Annotated in this window: 13 protein-coding genes and 1 other annotated feature; of the genes, 5 read left to right on the forward strand and 8 right to left on the reverse strand. The window is 45.2% G+C overall.

Features of this window, described 5'->3' with window-relative positions; all coding sequences use genetic code 11:
- Positions 1-54 precede the first annotated feature (54 nt).
- From QMA04_RS08850 to QMA04_RS08860, 3 genes are read left to right on the forward strand one after another with little or no spacing between them, the layout of a single operon-like run.
- The gene (locus tag QMA04_RS08850) at positions 55-471 is read left to right on the forward strand and encodes a type IV pilus modification PilV family protein (protein WP_225218544.1); all 417 of its coding nucleotides are present in this window, start codon (positions 55-57) and stop codon (positions 469-471) included.
- Positions 464-1,027, forward strand: coding sequence for a PulJ/GspJ family protein (locus QMA04_RS08855; protein WP_191715977.1), 564 nt, complete (start codon positions 464-466; stop codon positions 1,025-1,027). Before QMA04_RS08850 ends, QMA04_RS08855 begins: the two co-directional genes overlap by 8 nt.
- Positions 1,020-2,816: a hypothetical protein gene (locus tag QMA04_RS08860; protein ID WP_191715978.1), complete on the forward strand. Its 1,797-nt coding sequence runs from the start codon at positions 1,020-1,022 to the stop codon at positions 2,814-2,816. The genes QMA04_RS08855 and QMA04_RS08860 overlap by 8 nt, the downstream gene beginning before the upstream one ends.
- A 61-nt stretch (positions 2,817-2,877) precedes the next feature.
- Here the strand turns inward: QMA04_RS08860 and QMA04_RS08865 are convergent, their stop codons facing one another.
- Entirely contained in the window at positions 2,878-4,581 is a 1,704-nt protein-coding gene (locus QMA04_RS08865) for a sensor domain-containing diguanylate cyclase (protein ID WP_290185189.1), read from the reverse strand.
- A 51-nt stretch (positions 4,582-4,632) separates the two neighbouring features.
- Positions 4,633-5,817: a bifunctional folylpolyglutamate synthase/dihydrofolate synthase gene (locus tag QMA04_RS08870; protein ID WP_290185191.1), complete on the reverse strand. Its 1,185-nt coding sequence runs from the start codon at positions 5,815-5,817 to the stop codon at positions 4,633-4,635.
- Between the two features lie 72 nt (positions 5,818-5,889).
- Here QMA04_RS08870 and QMA04_RS08875 point away from each other — a divergent pair, with 72 nt between their 5' ends.
- Together QMA04_RS08875 and QMA04_RS08880 are read left to right on the forward strand one after the other, a co-directional pair.
- Complete coding sequence (locus QMA04_RS08875; protein ID WP_290185192.1) at positions 5,890-6,753, forward strand: ATP-grasp domain-containing protein; 864 nt, start codon at positions 5,890-5,892, stop codon at positions 6,751-6,753.
- Positions 6,750-7,547 carry an ATP-grasp domain-containing protein gene (locus QMA04_RS08880; protein ID WP_290185194.1) on the forward strand — a complete coding sequence of 266 codons (798 nt, stop codon included), beginning with the start codon at positions 6,750-6,752 and terminating at the stop codon, positions 7,545-7,547. Before QMA04_RS08875 ends, QMA04_RS08880 begins: the two co-directional genes overlap by 4 nt.
- 455 nt (positions 7,548-8,002) lie before the next feature.
- Here QMA04_RS08880 and QMA04_RS08885 read toward each other — a convergent pair whose 3' ends face one another.
- The 6 genes from QMA04_RS08885 to hemC form a co-directional block, all read right to left on the reverse strand.
- Positions 8,003-10,636: a valine--tRNA ligase gene (locus QMA04_RS08885; RefSeq protein ID WP_290185196.1), complete on the reverse strand. Its 2,634-nt coding sequence runs from the start codon at positions 10,634-10,636 to the stop codon at positions 8,003-8,005.
- A 50-nt stretch (positions 10,637-10,686) separates the two neighbouring features.
- Positions 10,687-10,908 (reverse strand) — a binding site (T-box leader).
- A 21-nt stretch (positions 10,909-10,929) separates the two neighbouring features.
- The gene (locus QMA04_RS08890) at positions 10,930-11,985 is read right to left on the reverse strand and encodes an AbrB family transcriptional regulator (RefSeq protein ID WP_290185198.1); all 1,056 of its coding nucleotides are present in this window, start codon (positions 11,983-11,985) and stop codon (positions 10,930-10,932) included.
- Positions 11,986-12,132: 147 nt separating this feature from the next.
- Complete coding sequence (hemL, locus tag QMA04_RS08895; RefSeq protein ID WP_191715984.1) at positions 12,133-13,419, reverse strand: glutamate-1-semialdehyde 2,1-aminomutase; 1,287 nt, start codon at positions 13,417-13,419, stop codon at positions 12,133-12,135.
- The gene (gene hemB / locus QMA04_RS08900) at positions 13,416-14,399 is read right to left on the reverse strand and encodes a porphobilinogen synthase (protein ID WP_290185200.1); all 984 of its coding nucleotides are present in this window, start codon (positions 14,397-14,399) and stop codon (positions 13,416-13,418) included. The genes hemL and hemB overlap by 4 nt, the downstream gene beginning before the upstream one ends.
- A complete protein-coding gene (locus QMA04_RS08905) occupies positions 14,396-15,097 on the reverse strand; it encodes a uroporphyrinogen-III synthase (RefSeq protein WP_290185202.1) in 702 nt (233 codons plus the stop codon). Before QMA04_RS08905 ends, hemB begins: the two co-directional genes overlap by 4 nt.
- On the reverse strand, positions 15,090-16,019 hold the full coding sequence (gene hemC, locus QMA04_RS08910) for a hydroxymethylbilane synthase (RefSeq protein WP_290185203.1): 930 nt from the start codon (positions 16,017-16,019) through the stop codon (positions 15,090-15,092). The genes QMA04_RS08905 and hemC overlap by 8 nt, the downstream gene beginning before the upstream one ends.
- Positions 16,020-16,032 lie beyond the last annotated feature (13 nt).

The raw sequence follows: 16,032 nt of genomic DNA on the forward strand, positions 1-16,032 counted from the left end.
GTTAATTTTTATTAAATGTATCTATAACTTTAGACATAAGCGGGTGATTTTTTTATGTGGTATTTGACGAAGAACGAAAGAGGTTTCACATTGGTAGAGGTGTTGGCTTCACTGGTCATACTTTCGATTGTATTAATGAGTTTTATGGCGGTATTTGCGAATACAAATCGTTTAGCGGTAAGCAATAGTGAAAAGTTGGTTGTCATTAATTTAGCAGATGCTTATCTAGAAAGGGTTAAGGCCAACCCTTCTGAATTTATTTCCCCTTTTCCCCCTACCAAAGTAAATGAAAGCAAAGGAAAAGCATTAAATTCATTTGAAATGAATAATAAGAAATACAAAGTAACTATTAAAGTAACTCAAACAGCGGATGAATATAATAAGTTTACACTCTTAAACATCGTGGTCACAGTAAACTCCGAAAGTTCAAAACATAAAAGTTCTGTGGAAGGATACATTCCATATGAATAAGGGCTTAAAAATTATTAAAGATCACAAAGGAGTTACCTTGGTAGAATTGCTTGCTACCATAATCATCGTAGGTATTGTTGGAGCCCTCGCGTTCTCCGTTCTTTTTCAAGGCTATTCAAATTATCAAAGAATAAAAGTCGAATCAGAACTTAGAGATGAAGCGGATTTAATCATGGCAAGTATGGTAAAAGATCTCTTTGTGTTAAAAAAATCTCAAATAAGCTTAAAAAACCAATGTACTTCCGGAGTTAACAATTCTTTTATTGAAGTAAAAAAACCAGGAGCTGTGGCAGGAACTACAGAAATATACAAAACTGGATTTGAAAACGGCAAAGTCATAGTAAAGGATAAGGAAGTCAGTTTTTATAATAATATTAAACTTCTAAAAAATGATTGTACTGCCCTCTCTCCAACAGTAATTAAGAAGAAAGAGGATACAAATGCCTATACTATCATTTTTACGCTTGAGACAATGAAAGACAAAACGATGCATTCAATGAAATTTGAAAATACGATAACTATAATTGATGATTCCAGGGAGGTTCGAGATGAATAAACTAATTGTTAATGAAAAAGGATATTCCCTGCTGCTTACATTAATGTTAGTTCTATTGTTTAGCATTCTCGGAGCCAGTTTAATGGCAATGACCTTTAATGGTGCTCAAAAAAATGTAACAAGAGAGCATATAGTTCAGTCTGAAGATTTGGCTACTAAGGGAATAGAAAGAATCGAAAAAGAAGTCTCAGCCAAATTAAAAATATTTCCAGCTAGCTATACAAACGGAATGACAAACTCTCAATTTGAAAGCCACTTCAATAATGTAATACTCGGCTTCAGATGCTCTACCGGCAAAGAAATAACATTGGCTGATGAAACAGGTGATGGCAAATTCAGAACTTGTATTGATCAAGTAAAAGAAATATCAGATGGAAGCGGTAGTAAGACTAGGAAAGAGTTAGTTTTTAAAAGCACCGGCTATAAGGGCAAACAAGAATCCACTGTATATGAAACACTAGAAATGGGTGCTGATGATATACAAAAAGTGCTTAATTATACTGTATCTACATTGAAACGCGGTGAAGATGGAGGAAACCTTTTACTTAATGGTGGCTCTGAAATTACAGGTGATATGAATATTGCAGGGAATATTTTCTCCACTAACAATGGACATGGGGATGGAGGATGGCTTCAAAGTGTTTTGCCACGCTCACTTAAAACTATGGACAGTGAAAATAATTTAGTGAACAGCAAGCTTAATTTGGGTGGAAAAGCTTATAATTTTAAAGACTATTTCGACAGAACCTATGCACAGCATATCACTGGAGATTTTTCTAACAGAAACTATGATGAATTGAGTAGAGAGAATACTAAAAATATATTTGCTACTAACTATGCCCCTTCCATCCAATATGAATCCGAAAAAATAAAACCTGTAAACTTTACCGAAGAATTTAATATTGATAGAAGCTCCTATTCCAGAATATCCGCAAGCATAGCCTATACTTCAGATCAGAATATTAAAAGTTCGACCAGTTATAATGAAAATTTAACCATTAGAGGAAACAACACTGATATAAAATTTGATAAGAATATTTATGTGAATAAAAATTTTACGATTGGAAATTCTTCTAATACTACCTTTGAAAATGTTTCAATTGATGGAAAAAGAATTTATGTAAATGGCGACGTAAATATTAACAAAGTGAATCTTCAAGCAAATTTCACTATGTTTGTAAAAGGAAAAGTATCTATTCAATATGTAACAGTGTCTGGCATAAAAGAAAATACCAGTACCAATCCTCGAGGTTCCTTAATAGTATTTGCAGATGGAAACTTTATTTTATCCAACTTATCTGAATTTCAAGATACTCCAAGCACTGTTAACGGGTTCTTTTATTCTACCGGTACTATGGAAATGTATGGTTTTGGCTCCAATACGAAAATTATCGGAGGAGTAGCTGCAAATAATATCGTTTTGAATGCAATGCGTGGAAAATCAAAAGCCAACCTTTCTGAGTGGGAAAAAACAGCTCAAACGGGCACCAAAGAAGAATGTCGTTTTGGTTTTAGATCGCCCGGAAATGAGTGGCGTTATGAAAGCTTCTTATACTGGTGCAGAGATGTTCCCGATATAACAACAATTGTAAAACCATATCAAAAAATAAATAATCATTATTATGAAACAAGAGAAAACCAAGAAAATGCCGCTTCGCGTCTTCAAATAATTTACGATCATGAGTTATTGGATACCTTTAGAAACACAATTGATTACACAAGCAGTGTCATCATGCCGCAAAATATAATCGATCCAATAAAAAAAGGTCGAAGTCTTGGTCCGGATTAACATTAAATTCTTTATTATTACAGAAAAAAGACGGAAGTTTATCCCGTCTTTTTTCTGTGCTCTATTTCACATACGCCGCAACCTTATTCCGTCCCGCCTGTTTCGCTCCAATATACAACGCCCTATCGGCATTCCGGATCAGCGACATGCCTTCATCGCTGTCGTCCGGTGCAGTGGATACGCCGATGCTTAAAGTGATGTGGACGATTTGTTGGCTACGGTCTTCCCCCAAGTCGTTTTCAATTACGAAGTCGTGCTTTTCGATGCGTTTGCGGAGGTTTTCTGCCAGCAGCACCGCTACATCTTTGCTGTAATTCGACAACAGGATGACAAATTCTTCGCCGCCGTAACGGGCGATGGTTCCTTCATCGCCGAATTCTTCTCTCAAAATATCAGCCAGCTGAATGAGGATGTCATTGCCGCTTTGGTGTCCGTAACGGTCGTTGATGCTCTTGAAATGATCGATGTCCATCATCACTAATGACAATTGCTCGAGACGGCCTTCATTCATTTCCTTAATGCAACTTTCCAGACTTTCGTCCAGATAGCGATAATTATATAACTTGGTCAATCCGCAGCGTTCACTTTTGGCAATGACTTTTTGCATATACCCTGCTTTTTCCACCGATACGGCGAAATAAGTACTGAGGATTTCCAAAATTTGAAGCTGGTGCTTGGCAAAAGCGTATTTCTTTTTAGAAGCTAAAATCAGTACACCCTCGGTTTTATTGTTTCGGGCAATCGGCGTGGCCATCAAACTCTCTGTATCTTCTGGCAGGTTGCCGGTGACATAATCCGCCCATTGGCTTTTTTCATCAAAGATGAACGAGTCGTTGGTGACGATGACATGTCCAGCAACTCCCCGATTATAAGGAAGTGACTCAATTTCACGGGGCTGCAATTGATTATTTTCATAAAGCCGCAACATTTGCTGTTGGCCATCACGGTAATCGACGATATAGGCATATTCAACTTTGAACATCTTGGCAACCTCTACAACAAATTGGTCAAGCACTTCATTCGCTTCCAGACGATCTGCAAGCTGATGGCCAATATCTCCAGCCCGTTTCAAGTCAATATTGACTTGTTCTGAGCTGGTGAACTTTTTCATGACCGCTGCCATAATGAAAAACGGCACACCCAGCAATACAAGCGCCGGAATTCCGATATGCGACTCAAACAAATACAAAGCGACCGCAAAAGGGAAAATCACAAACATCAAGGCAAAATCCCAAATGGCGTCGACCGAAAAGAATTTGCTCCGACCACCTGTCGTGTAGTCATATAAGTGATAAATGATTTGATTAATCAATACGGAAAGCACCTGGAATATCAAGCCATACAAAATGACATGCGACATTTCCAATGTTCCGATTTGGCCGCCTGCCCCTATGAAAGCCAATCCTGCTATTAATGAGACAAAGAAAAACATCAGCGAGTTGAAAGGAATCCGCACCGATTGTTCTTCATTGGTTCGAATACGGTACAGCACAATCAACATGCTCAATTGGGATACCAGCATTTCGATAAAAAGTCCATATTTCAGAAACAGCGCCACTGTTACCCATTGCACCAAAAATGTCGAGGCTCCATTGATGTTCATCGGCATCAAACTCATCAAAATAAAAAACAGAATGTACGCCATTAAGTTCCACGGATCTGCTACAGATGGCGGGAAGAAACGGTAAACAATCACTAAGCCTGCCGGAACTATCAATGCCCATAGGCACCATAAAACGATTTTCCGGTTAAATTTCTCCCCCATGACATCTTTCCTTTCTGAAACGAATTAGTGAGGTATAGATCAGGGTATGATTTATTGATAATTCTTGAAAAAGACGTTCGCTGAGTTTCGAAGAAGTGTAAGAAGATGTAACGAACCTGTGACTATAGTCTTTTCTTTGTTGTGCGATACAGGTAATATATCACACATATTTGTAATTGTCTTTCTTTTACTGCAACTTTCCTTAAATAGTTCTGCAGCTGGCAATGCCCGTTCATTGTCAAAGTCCACAAAGGTGAAATGATTACTGATTGTCTCCAAATGGCGGAGTACGCTTCGATAATCTTTATCTTTGAAGATTCCCATGACGATATGGATAGGGTCATCCGGAAATGTGTCTCTTATGGTAGCAACCAAGGCTTCGGCACTCGCCTGATTATGGGCACCGTCAAAAATAACATCAGGAAATACTTCTTCAAAACGGTACGGCAAAGTAGCTGAAAAAAGCCCAAGCTCCGCTTTTTCCTCGCTAAATTCCAAGCCCAGCAGTTCCTTAGCGGCTTCCAACGCCAGTTGGGCATTTTTTTGTTGATGCGGCCCTTTCAGTTTCAGCGGTACATCAATTTGTCCAGCCGGTCGGATGACTTCTGCATGTAAACGGTCAGCTGTCTCCTGGATGATTTCCAGAGACTCAAGCGGCAGTTCCCCTATGACCACCGGCTTCCATTTCTTGATGATTCCTGCTTTATGGCGTGTAATTTCTTCTATAGTTTCTCCCAGAAAATTCGTGTGTTCAATGGAAATGGAAGGAATGATGGAAAGTTCGGGATTGATGACGTTCGTGCTGTCAAGCGCTCCTCCCATGCCTGCTTCAATGATGGCAAAATCAGGTGCCTGCTGCTGGAAAGCGATAAAGGCGGCCGCCGTCAAGAGTTCAAAATCCGTTAACGGCGTCTTTATTTTGCTTAACCGCTCCATCACTTGCTCAAGTTCCACTGGGTTGATCGGCTCTCCATTCATTTGGATCTGGTCATGGATATCTTCAAGGCAAGGAGAAAAGAAATTCCCGACACTGTGGCCATGCGCCTGAAGGATTGCCGACAGGAATGTAGCTGTCGACCCTTTGCCGTTGGTGCCTGCCAGATGAATGAATCTGCCGTTTTTATGCGGGTTCCCCAATTCGTCCAATGCCCCTGTAATAGCTTCCAGACCGGGTTGAATCGAAGCATCTGTATGAATATTCCATTTATTTTTGTATTGTTCGAGTCCAATTATCATTTTGAAGCCTCTTTTCTGCGGTAAACATGATACACTTTTTGAGTATGATTATAGCACGAAGGTGGAATGGATATGACGAGTTGTTGGGTTATTTACAACGGAAGCTTAGTTTCCGATAAGTTTGCAGATCAGGCCAGACTTGTTGCTGAAGCAGCAGAACGTGCTGGCATCACTGTCAAGATTATGAAAAACTACGAAACTATTATGGATTTATCTGTTACTTTAAGTATACCTGATTTTGCAATTTTATTGGATAAAGATATATTGCTTGGATATTTTTTGAAGAGCCGCGGAGTCCCTGTTTATAACGACCCGGCTGTCATCGATTTATGTGATAATAAAGCTACACAATACGTCCAATTAGCTGCAAAAGGTTTGCCGATGCCACGGACCATCGTTGCGCCGAAAGTCTATCCGAATTTCTCCATACTGGAATCAGGCTATTTCGAAGGAGTCATTGACCGTCTCGGGCTGCCGATGATCATCAAGGAAGGGCACGGTTCGTTTGGCATGAAGGTCTACCTGATTGAAACCGAAGAACAATTCTATGAAAAAGTCGACAGCCTGCGGGGCATCGATTTTGTGTTTCAGGAATTTATCGCTTCCAGCCGGGGGCGAGATATCCGCGTCAACATTGTCGGCGGACGGATTGTAGCAGCCATGTACCGCCATTCGGAAACCGATTTCCGCGCCAACATCACCAATGGAGGTGTCGCTTCACCCGTAGAATTAACTGAGGCACAACAAGAGCTGGCCCTGTTAGCGGCTGAAGCAGTTGGTGCAACGTTTGCGGGTGTCGACCTGTTGTTCGGTGAAAATGACCAGCCCCTGGTTTGTGAAGTGAATGCCGCTGCCCATATCCGCAATATCCTTAATGTCACAGGAGTTAATGTTGCAGACGCCATGATCGCTTATATACTGGAGGACTTAGCATGAAACTTCTTTATGAAACTAAAGAGGCCAAACGCAATCACGGGTTTATTGAAGAGTTGCAGCGTTTTGATGATTTTGAGCTGATCCAATGGGACGACTGGAGCGAAGAAGGCTTGGCTATGCTTGTGGATAAGTTGCGCGGCGGCATCACTCTTTTCCGCGCACGGCGTCCGGAAGCGGCCCGTTTTCTTGAAGATCAAGGCATCCATTTAGCGAACCGCGCCGAAGTCAACCGCATCGCCAACGACAAATGGCAAAGCTATCAACTGCTTTTATTGCTCGGTGTTCCGGCGGTACCGACTTTCCGCGAAGCCATAGAGTTTCCATACGTCGTTAAAACCGTGGATGGCCACGGCGGCTCGGAGGTCTGGCTCGTTCCATCGGCTGAGGAAATTCCACCAGTCTCTTCCCCGCTGATTTTCCAGCCGGTTGTTGAACATGTGGCAGATGTTCGCGCCTATGTCATCGGCACAGAAGTAGTGGGTGCGGTTAAACGCAGTTCCACTGGTGACTTTAAAGCCAATTATTCACTTGGCGGCCATGCTGAGAAATACATCTTGAGTGCCACTCAAGAAAAAGACGTCTTGCGGATTGCCCGTGCCTTGAACAGCGATTATATCGGTATCGACTTTCTTTTGTTGGATGACGGCCGTCATCTGTTCAATGAAATTGAAGATCCCGTCGGCGCCCGCTCGTTCTACGAAACGCACGACGAAAATATCGCAGAACTATTAGTGGAGCATCTGCGGAAATTGGAAAAGCATGCACCGTTTCGGCAGGAAGATCGGCCGAAGTAGTTAGTGAGCTATTTTAAATCGCTTCGGTCGCTTTGGGCATGACTCACACGCTGAACCAGGAAAAGCACCTGTTTCATGGCTCCGTCTAGCCCGGGGACGCGCCGGCGCTAAGAGATTCAACAAATTCGAAGTGAGTATTTAGTTTCCACGTTTATATAACTAGTTTAGAGCTATGTAAGCTGAACTGAAGAATAACTTTTTTATTCCTTATGTTCTTTCTTCTAAGAATTCTTTAGCTGTTAACAAGTAAAAGATTATTTTACCTTCTTTAAATATTAGGATATGGAGCAAACTAGCGTAGACTCCAGCGGGATAGCGAAGTGCCGAAATCCACTTGGGCGCTAAGCACAAGTTAGTTCGGCGCAAGCCCGCAGGAAAGCGGAGCTAGTTTGCGGAATATCTCTAAGAAAACATAAAAACCGCTCTCCCATTTGGGAAAGCGGTTTTTTCATATCTTACAGGTTCTGCAATTCTTCAATGCGTTTTTCAACCGTTGCGTGTTTTTCCACGTAATCGGCTTGTTTTGCACGTTCTTCTGCAACAACGGCTTCAGGAGCTTTCGAAACAAAGCGTTCGTTCGACAATTTGCCGCTGACGAGCTTCACTTCTTTCGCCCATTTTTCCAGTTCTTTTTGCAGGCGCGCAAGTTCGGCATCAATATCGATCAGGCCTTCAAGCGGCATGAACAATTCAGCACCGGATACAACCGCTGACATCGATTTGTCTGGAGCTTCGATGCTTTGGCCGATCGTCAACGTTTCCGGGTTACAGAAACGTTCGATGTAGGCAGCGTTCGCTTCAAGCACTGCATGCGTGTCGGCGTCTTTCGCTGAAATCGTCAATGGCACTTTCTTGCTCATCGGCGACTGCACTTCTGCACGGATAGTCCGTACCGAACGAATCACGTCCATCAACAGCTTCATGCTTGAAGACTGGCTTTGGTCGGTCAAGGAATCGTCCACTGTCGGCCATGCTGCAATGGTGATCGATTCGCCTTCATGCGGCAAGTTCTGCCAGATTTCTTCTGTGATGAACGGCATGAACGGATGCAATAGGCGCATCGTGTTATCCAATACATAAGCAAGGACTGAACGCGTCATTTTCTTCGCTTCTTCGTCTTCACCGTATAATGGCAATTTCGACATCTCGATGTACCAATCACAGAAATCGTCCCAGATGAAGTTATAAAGCGAACGGCCTACTTCGCCGAATTCATAGCGTTCTGCAAGGTCCGTCACTTGTTCGATGGTTTCATTCAAACGAGTCAGGATCCATGAATCGGCTACGGATTTCTTGCCGGACAAATCGATTTGATCGTACGTCATGCCTTCCATGTTCATCAATGCAAAACGGGAAGCGTTCCAGATTTTATTGGCAAAGTTCCAAACCGACTCTACTTTGTCGTTCGAGTAGCGGAGATCCTGTCCTGGAGATGAAGCAGTAGCCAGGAAGTAACGCAGGGAATCCGCACCGTATTGAGAAATGACATCCATCGGATCAACGCCGTTGCCCAGTGATTTGGACATTTTACGTCCTTCCGCATCGCGTACAAGGCCGTGGATCAACACGTCTTTAAACGGTTTTTCACCTGTGAATTCAAGTGCCTGGAAAATCATCCGGGATACCCAGAAATTGATGATGTCATAGCCTGTAACCAGCGCGTCGGTCGGGTAATAGCGGCTAAGGTCATCGTTTTCTTTCGGCCAGCCGAGCGTTGAGAACGGCCATAATGCAGATGAGAACCAAGTATCCAAAACGTCTTCGTCCTGTGTCCAGTTTTCAGCATCCGCCGGCGCTTCGTGCCCTACATAAATTTCACCTGTTTCGTTATGGTACCAGGCTGGAATTTGATGTCCCCACCAAAGCTGGCGTGAAATACACCAGTCGCGGATGTTCTCCATCCAGTGCAGGTAGGTTTTCTCGAAACGGTCCGGTACAAAATTAACGCCCGTCTCGTTTTTCTGCGCTTCCACTGAAGCGGCAGCCAAAGGCTTCATGTCAACAAACCATTGTGTAGACAGATAAGGCTCAACAACTGCTCCACTGCGCTCTGAGTGTCCTACAGAATGCATATGTTCTTCGATTTTGAACAACACATCCAAATCCTGCAGGTCCTTGACGATCTGCTTGCGGCATTCGAAGCGGTCGAGCCCTTCGTATTTGCCTGCGTTTTCATTCATCGTACCGTCTTCGTGCATGATCAGCACACGTTCCAGGTTGTGGCGATTGCCGATTTCAAAGTCATTCGGGTCATGCGCTGGCGTAATTTTTACAGCGCCGCTTCCGAATTCCATGTCCACGTAATCGTCCGCAACGATTTCCATTTCACGGCCGATAATTGGCAGGATCACTTTTTTGCCGATCAAGTGCTGGTAGCGCTCATCTTTCGGGTGAACCGCAACCGCTGTATCGCCCAGCATCGTTTCCGGACGCGTCGTCGCGATTTCGATATGGCCGCTGCCATCTGCCAGCGGATAGCGCATATGGTAAAACGCACCTTGTACGTCTTTGTAGATAACTTCAATATCCGAAATAGCAGTTTTCGTCGCCGGATCCCAGTTGATAATGTATTTCCCACGGTAGATAAGTTTTTTCTCATAGAGTTTCACGAAAACTTCGCGCACCGCATCTGATAAACCGGCATCCAATGTAAACCGCTCACGGGAATAGTCAAGGCCAAGGCCTAGTTTTGCCCATTGCTCACGGATATGTCCCGCGTATTGGTCTTTCCATTTCCACGACTCTTCAAGAAATGCTTCACGGCCCAAATCATAGCGTGAACGCCCTTCTTCTTTCAATTTGCCTTCCACTTTCGCTTGTGTCGCAATGCCGGCGTGGTCCATTCCAGGCAGCCATAATGCGTCAAAGCCCTGCATGCGTTTCATGCGTGTCATGATGTCCTGCAATGTCGTGTCCCAGGCATGCCCTAAATGCAGCTTGCCGGTAACGTTCGGCGGGGGAATCACAATGGTATACGGTGTTTTGCCGCTTTCCGGTTTCGCTTCGAAGAATTTTTTGTCGACCCACCAATCGTAACGGCCTTTCTCAATGGATTGCGGATCGTACTTAGTAGACATTTGTTCAGTCATTGGAATTCCTCCTCTTATTTCTGATAGAACGCAAAAAACTCCTGTCGTCTGTAAAGGACGAAGGAGTTTTTCGCGGTACCACCTTTATACACAGGTCCACTTGCACACCTGGCTCTCAAGTTTCATAACGGATGTTAAGTCCGGTTCCCGCTACTCATTTCACGGCAACTGCTCCGAGGTGACATTCAAATATGGGTCCATGAAAGCCTCTCACCAATCGGCCTTCTCTCTGAAATGCACACACATTCTACTATCCTCATCAACGCATGAATATCTAATTACTCTTATTGTACTCAATATCCGGTTTTAGCGTCAAGTTTTTTTACAATGAATGCCACAAGCGGTGAGGCCACCAATAGAATAAAGAACAGCCGGAACAGCTGGAATCCGGTGATGAGTGCTACATCCCCTCCAACAGCGAGCGCGGTGATGGCCATTTCCGCTATGCCACCGGGTGCTGCACTTAGAAAGAAGTCGAGGAATATGTATTCAGGCAGCCAAGTAGCGAGAACCCTGGCAATTAATACGGTGAAGCTGATGAGCAGCACATTGTTCAGGACAATTGCAGCACCCAGCCGGAACGTCAGTTTGTCGCCGATTCCCTCCATCTGCAGGCCGAGATTCGCACCGATGCAGACCTGTGCAATAGCAATGAGCCAGTACGGCATATCAATCAGGACATCCCCCGACACGGCCTGGACAATCGCCATGGCCATAATGGGCGCCAACAGTTCAGCAGCTGGAAATCCAATTTTCTTCATAGCCCCATACAATAATAAACTGACAGTGAGCGCCAACAGGAACAAGCCTGCCGAGAATGTAAACAGCTGCTCTTTCACTTCGCCTGCTCCTCTGCCGTTCAGGAAAATCGTCAGGAACGGCACAATCGTCACCACCATGAAAATGCGGATGGTCTGCATCATCGTCACAACAGTAATATTCGCTGAAGGGATTTCTTCAGCCAAAACCACCATCTGCGCCAATCCACCTGGTATGGACCCAAGCAGGCTCGTTCCCAGGCTTTCATGGACCATCCGCTTGAACAGCAGACCGAGAGCAACCGACAAGGCCACGACCGAAACCGTCATGAACGCCATATAAGGCAAGTCCATCACCATCAATAACACCGCATCGCGTGTAAACGACGAACCGATCTGCACACCGAGCATCACCAGACCCGCTGTCCGCAAGAATCGAGGCCAGTAGAGGGGGATTTTGGTGAATTGATTGACGAGCAAAAGTGCGAACATCGGTCCCAGCAGCCAAGGCAGAAACATGCCGACCGCCTCGAATACCGCCCCTGCAGCAATCGCAATAACTGCCGTTACAATAAATGGCTTCACAGCCATCCCTCCTTTCCCAAGTGCCTTAGTTGTTTTCTATGGTACAGGAAACAAGGGCATCTGTGGAGTATGCAGGCTGGCGTTCGGTGTTCTTTCCAATAAAAAAACCGGGGCCTCTGAAAATTCCAGAAGCCTCGGCCTGTTTTTCTTTTATTAACGTGCCAGTTTAGCAAATACGGTATGGAATGCTTCAACGGTTTTCGCAATATGCTCTTCCGTATGGGCAGTCGATAGGAACATGCCTTCAAACTGGGACGGCGGCAGGAAGATGCCTTCTTCCGCCATCAAGCGGTAATAATCTGCGAACAACTCGGTGTCCGAAGTTTTTGCTGATTCAAAATCGACTACGTCTTCATTTGTGAAGAAGAAACCGATCATTGATCCTGCACGGTTCACGGTATGCGGGATGTTGTATTTCGTCGCCGCTTCACGGAATCCTTTTTCAAGCTGGTCGCCGCGTTCGATAAAGACGTCATAGCTTTCTTCCGTCAAACGGGACAGCGTTTCGTATCCTGCCCGCATTGCAAGCGGATTGCCCGACAACGTACCTGCCTGATAGATCGACCCGCTCGGTGCCACTTGTTGCATGATTTCACGCTTGCCGCCGAATGCCCCAACAGGCAACCCGCCGCCGATGACTTTGCCGAGGCACGTCATGTCCGGTGTAACGCCGAAATAGCCTTGTGCACAATTAAAGCCGACACGGAAACCGGTCATGACTTCATCAAAAATCAAAATCGTGCCATTTTCATGAGTCAAATTGCGAAGCTCTGTCAAAAAGCCTTCATTTGGCGGCACAACGCCCATATTGCCGGCAACCGGCTCGACAATGACTGCAGCCAAATCGTCGCCGAATTCCTGGAATGCCAAACGCACGCTTTCCAGATCGTTATATGGAACTGTAATGGTGTTTTTAGCGATCGATTCTGGAACTCCTGGAGAATCAGGCAATCCTAAAGTCGCAACGCCTGACCCGGCTTTGATCAACAGGCTATCGCCATGGCCGTGGTAGCAGCCTTCAAATTTCAGGATCTTGTCGCGGCCCGTGTAACCACGTGCCACACGCAATGCGCTCATCGTCGCTTCTGTTCCGGATGAAACCATGCGGACCATTTCGATGGAAGGAACACGTTCCATAACCAACTTCGCCATGGTATTTTCAAGTTCAGTCGGTGCACCGAATGAAGTTCCAAGCGCTGCCGTTTCCTGAATCGCCTTGACCACTTCCGGATGGGCATGGCCCAAAATCAGCGGTCCCCAAGACAGGACATAGTCAATATACGTATTGCCATCAATATCTGTGATGGTTGCTCCGCTGCCGGATTGCATGAATATCGGGTCCATGTTGACCGATTTAAACGCACGGACCGGGCTGTTGACGCCGCCCGGCATTAGTTTTTTTGCTTCAGTGAATGCTGCTAATGATTTTTCGTATGTCATTTAGTTCCCTCCAACCAGCGTGCCGCATCTTTTGCGTGATACGTCATCACGATATCCGCTCCTGCGCGTTTCATGCTGAGCAGTGTTTCCAAAACGATTTTTTCTTCATCGATCCAACCGTTTGCCGCTGCTGCTTTGACCATGGCGTATTCGCCTGAAACATTGTAAGCAACAATCGGGATATCAAAATTATCGCGTACTTCACGGATGATGTCCAAATAAGACAATGCCGGTTTGACAATCATGAAATCTGCGCCTTCCTGAATGTCGGAAGTAGCTTCACGCAATGCTTCCATACGGTTTGCGGGATCCATTTGGTATGTTTTGCGGTCTCCGAATTGAGGAGTACTGTGTGCTGCTTCACGGAAAGGTCCATAATACGCAGATGAATACTTGACGCCGTAAGACATGATCGGTGTGTTTTCAAAACCGGCTTGGTCCAGTCCATAACGGATCGCTGCAACAAAGCCGTCCATCATATTCGATGGCGCAATGATGTCAGCTCCCGCTTTTGCTTGAGACACGGCAGTGCGTGCCAACAAATCAAGTGATTCATCGTTCAGGATGACGCCATTTTCGATTACGCCGCAATGGCCATGATCGGTATATTGGCAAAGGCAAGTATCAGCGATAACCACCAATTCCGGATGGCGTTCTTTCGCAAAGCGGATCGCTTCCTGTGTAATGCCATGGTCGTGATAAGCTTGCGAACCGACAGCATCTTTTTCATTTGGCACACCGAACAAAATAACAGAAGGAATTCCAAGATCTACAACTTCGTCCAGTTCCTCGCCTAATTTATCCAATGAGTAATGGAAAACACCCGGCATTGAAGAAATTTCCTCTTTAATGTTCTCGCCTTCAACGACAAAAATCGGATAAATGAAATCCTCTTTATATAAGCTCGTTTCGCGGACCATTGAACGGATATTGGCAGATCCACGCAAACGGCGATGGCGATTAAAATTCAATTCTTTCATTTTGAAAAACTTCCTTTCGCTATTTCATTGATGACTTCCATATAAGTGTATTTCTTCGGAGTAAAATCGACTTTTCCGCCATTTGCCTCGATGGCCCCTTGTGTAACATGGCCAATGGCAGCGGTACGGATATTCGACCAGTCTCCTCCTGCCTGCCGGTAAGCCGACACAGCAGAAGGACTGGCGAATAGAATGATGACATCTTTCAGTTGCACTAACTTTTCCGCATTCTTCAAGTCCAGCACGGTATCATAAACCGTCCACTCGTCCACTTGCATATGCATCGAAGCAATCGTGTTTTTCGCTAAATTGCCTTTAATGAACAGGCATTTGACTTTGCCGGAAACCACCGGAAACTCCTGGATGAAATGGTCGGCACTAAAAACCCGCGGGATGAAATCAACGGTGTAGCCATGCTGCTGCAGCACAGCAGCCGTCTGGTCGCCGACAGCTGCAATTTTCGCGGTCACGTTTTCATCGAGCTGGCAAAATGCCTGTGCACTGGTGCGGCTCGTGAAAATCAGCCAGTCGTAGCCACCGAGGTCCGGCTTGTCCAACCGGCGGATCAAGGTGGTGACGAGCGGCACATAAAGCGTTTCCGCTCCTAGTGATTGTGCACGGCGAACCGCTTCCACCGGATTTCTCGAACCAGTGAAAACGATGGTTTCGCCTTGAAGCAAAAGATCTTTATCAGACATTGCTCTCAGCTTTAACGCGTTGAATCAAATCGTATCCGCCTTGTGCACTGATTTTCTCAGCCACTTCACGGCCTGCTTGGATCGGGTCACGGCTGATTGATGTTTCCTTGAATACCTGATCCGCTTCCGGTGAAGAAATCAATCCTGTAAATGTAATTTCTCCATCTTTCACTGTTCCATATCCTGCAATCGGCACTTGGCAGCTGCCATCCATGTCACGCAGGAATTTACGCTCTGCATTAACAGCCAAAGCTGTTTCTTCATGATTCAGTTTAGCCAGTTCCGCCAAAAGTTCTTTGTCGTCTTCGCGGCATTCAATTCCTAACGCGCCTTGTCCGATAGCTGGAAGGCATTCGTCGACTTCCAGGAATTCTGTAACCAAGTCATCTTTCCAGCCCATGCGTTTCAAGCCGGCTGCAGCCAAAATGATGGCATCAAAATCGCCAGCCTGCAATTTCGCAAGACGTGTATCGATGTTGCCTCGGATCCATTGGATATCAAGGTCTGGACGCAACAGCAAAAGCTGTGAACTGCGGCGCAAGCTGCTTGTCCCAACAACTGCTCCAACCGGAAGTTCCAATAATTTCACATGGCCGTTGGCGATGTATGCGTCGCGCGGATCTTCACGTTCCGGAATACAGCCGATAGTCAGGCTTTCCGGCAAGACAGAAGGCATATCCTTCATGCTGTGGACAGCAAAATCGATTTCTTTATTGAACAGCGCCTGTTCGATTTCTTTAACGAAAAGACCTTTGCCGCCGACTTTTGAGAGCATGACGTCGACAATGCGATCGCCTTTCGTAACGATTTCCTTGATTTCAAATTCAAAAGGCGCTCCCGCCGCTTTCATTTTTTCAATGAACTGGTTGGTTTGCGTCAATGCCAGCTTGCTTCTTCTTGAACCTACAATAATTTTTCTCAAATGAATCCTACCC

It is taken from the genome of Planococcus sp. APC 3900 (genome assembly GCF_030407735.1).
GTDB classification, from domain to species: domain Bacteria; phylum Bacillota; class Bacilli; order Bacillales_A; family Planococcaceae; genus Planococcus; species Planococcus notacanthi.